Raw genomic sequence first — 2,934 nt, 5'->3', positions numbered from 1 at the left:
CCCTTACACCCCTCGAGGGGGCATGCAAGAGATAGGGGGAAGTAAGCCTCACGACTTATTAGTACCGGTTAGCTGAGCATGTTACCACGCTTACACACCCGGCCTATCAACGTGGTAGTCTACCACGAGTCTTCAGGGGCTTGCGCCCGGGATACCTGGTCTTGAGGTCGGTTTCCCGCTTAGATGCTTTCAGCGGTTATCCAATCGGCACATGGCTACCCAGCGATGCCTCTGGCGAGACAACTGGTACACCAGCGGTGCCTCCAACCCGGTCCTCTCGTACTAAGGTCAGAGCCTCTCAAGTATCCTACGCCCACAGCAGATAGGGACCAAACTGTCTCACGACGTTTTGAACCCAGCTCGCGTACCGCTTTAATTGGCGAACAGCCAAACCCTTGGGACCTGCTCCAGCCCCAGGATGCGATGAGCCGACATCGAGGTGCCAAACCTCCCCGTCGATGTGAACTCTTGGGGGAGATAAGCCTGTTATCCCCGGAGTACCTTTTATCCGTTGAGCGATGGCCCTTCCATTCAGGACCACCGGATCACTATGACCTGCTTTCGCACCTGCTCGACCTGTCGGTCTCGCAGTCAAGCTCCCTTATGCCATTGCACTCGACGCCCGGTTTCCAATCGGGCTGAGGGAACCATCGCGCGCCTCCGTTACTTTTTGGGAGGCGACCGCCCCAGTCAAACTACCCACCAGACAGTGTCCCAATCCCGGCTAACGGGACATGGTTAGACACCAGAAATCAACAGGGTGGTATTTCACCGTTGCCTCCACCGAACCTAGCGGCCCGGCTTCAAAGGCTCCCACCTATCCTACACAGTCAATCCCTAGTGTCACTGTCAAGTTGTAGTAAAGGTTCACGGGGTCTTTCCGTCTTGCTGCGGGTAAACTGCATCGGCACAGCTATTTCAATTTCGCTGAGTCCCTCTCCGAGACAGCGCGGAAGTCGTTACTCCATTCGTGCAGGTCGGAACTTACCCGACAAGGAATTTCGCTACCTTAGGACCGTTATAGTTACGGCCGCCGTTTACTGGGGCTTCGGATCATCGCTTCGCCTTGCGGCTGACGAATCCCCTTAACCTTCCAGCACCGGGCAGGAGTCAGACCCTATACGTCGGCTTGTCGCCTTCGCAGAGTCCTGTGTTTTTGGTAAACAGTCGCTACCGCCATTTCTCTGCAACCCCTCTCGGCTCCAGCTGTACGCCTTCACCTACCAGGGGCCCACCTTCTTCCGAAGTTACGGTGGAAATTTGCCTAGTTCCTTGGAGGAGAGTTCTCTCAAGCGCCTTAGGATTTTCTCCTCACCCACCTGTGTCGGTTTGCGGTACGGACACCCTGCAGACTCCCTACGGGACTTTTCTTGGAAGCCGAGCATCAGCGACTTACCCCTAACGGGGCGCACTCAGGTCTCGGAGATGACTGCCGCGCCTTTAATCGTACGCGACACCCCTACACCCTTGGACTGACACAACCGCCGGTCAGCTCGCCTAGCTTTCTCCGTCCTCCCTTAGTTCAACGTCTGCAAGATGGCGCAGGAATATTAACCTGCTTGCCATCACCTACGCCTTTCGGCCTCGGCTTAGGACCCGGCTAACCCTGGGAAGATTAACTTGACCCAGGAAACCTTGGGTTTACGGCGAGGGGGTTTCTCACCCCCTTTATCGCTACTCATTTCGGCATCAGCACTCCCAGCCGCTCCAGCAGCCCTTTCGGTCTACCTTCACTGCAACTGGGACGCTCCCCTACCGCCATACGCGCCTGACGCGTATGACCCGAAGCTTCGGCACTAGTCTTGAGCCCCGTTACATTTTCGGCGCGGCCTGTCTTGACCAGTGAGCTATTACGCTTTCTTTAAAGGATGGCTGCTTCTAAGCCAACCTCCTGGTTGTCAATGACCTGCCACATCCTTTCTAGTGTTCACTTAGACTAGATTTGGGGGCCTTAGCTGTCGGTCTGGGTTATTCCCCTCTTGCCAATGGACGTTATCACCCACTGACTGCGTCCCGGGATAACAATTACCGGCATTCGGAGTTTGGTACGGTTTGGTAATCTGGTGAGACCCCTAGCCGTTCCAGTGCTCTACCTCCGGTATTGAATTACCCGAGCCGATACCTAAATATCTTTCGGGGAGAACCAGCTATCACGGAGTTTGATTGGCCTTTCACCCCTACACACAGCTCATCCCAGAAATTTTCAACTTTCATGAGTTCGGACCTCCATGCGGTGTTACCCGCACTTCATCCTGGCCATGTGTAGATCACCCCGCTTCGGGTTATAATACACGCAACTACTCGCCCTATTCGGACTCGCTTTCGCTCCGGCTCCACCTATCGGCTTAGCCTCGCTACGTATATTAAGTCGCCGAATCATGATGCAAAAGGTACGCTCTCGCACTGCCTTGCGGCGTAGTGCTCGAACTGCTTGTAGACATGCGGTTTCAGGTTCTTTTGACTCCCCTCACCGGGGTTCTTTTCACCTTTCCCTCGCGGTACTTGTTCACTATCGGTCGCCAAGGAGTATTTAGGCTTACCGGATGGTCCCGGCAGATTCAGACAGGATTGCACGTGTCCCGTCTTACTTGGGTAACCCGCTCAGCTCCAACCGACTTTCGCGTACGCGACTATCACGCTCTTTGGTGCGCCTTTCCAGACGCTTCCGCTAGTCAGTCAAAGTCCTACCGCGGACCCGCTACCCCGACGCCACTTGCGTGACGCCGGTTTGGCCTCTTCCCATTTCGCTCGCCACTACTTTGGGAATCACTCGTTGTTTTCTCTTCCTCAGGGTACTGAGATGTTTCACTTCCCCTGGTTCGCTCTACCTGCCCTATGAATTCAGGCAGGAGTAACACGGCTATTCGCCGTGCTGGGTTTCCCCATTCGGACATCCCCGGGTCAACGCTTGGTTGGCAGCTCACCGAGGCTTTT

The 2,934-nt window shown here is 55.3% G+C and carries 1 rRNA gene (running past one end of the window); it reads right to left on the bottom strand.

Annotated elements, in window-relative coordinates:
- Positions 1–37: 37 nt before the first annotated feature.
- A 23S ribosomal RNA gene (locus tag KRR26_RS36080) occupies positions 38–2,934 on the bottom strand; it runs 70 nt beyond the window's last position.

It is taken from the genome of Citreicoccus inhibens (genome assembly GCF_019039035.1).
Classification (GTDB): domain Bacteria; phylum Myxococcota; class Myxococcia; order Myxococcales; family Myxococcaceae; genus Citreicoccus; species Citreicoccus inhibens.
The sequence above is the reverse complement of the archived record's forward strand: the minus strand, read 5'-3'. Positions and strand labels throughout refer to the sequence as shown.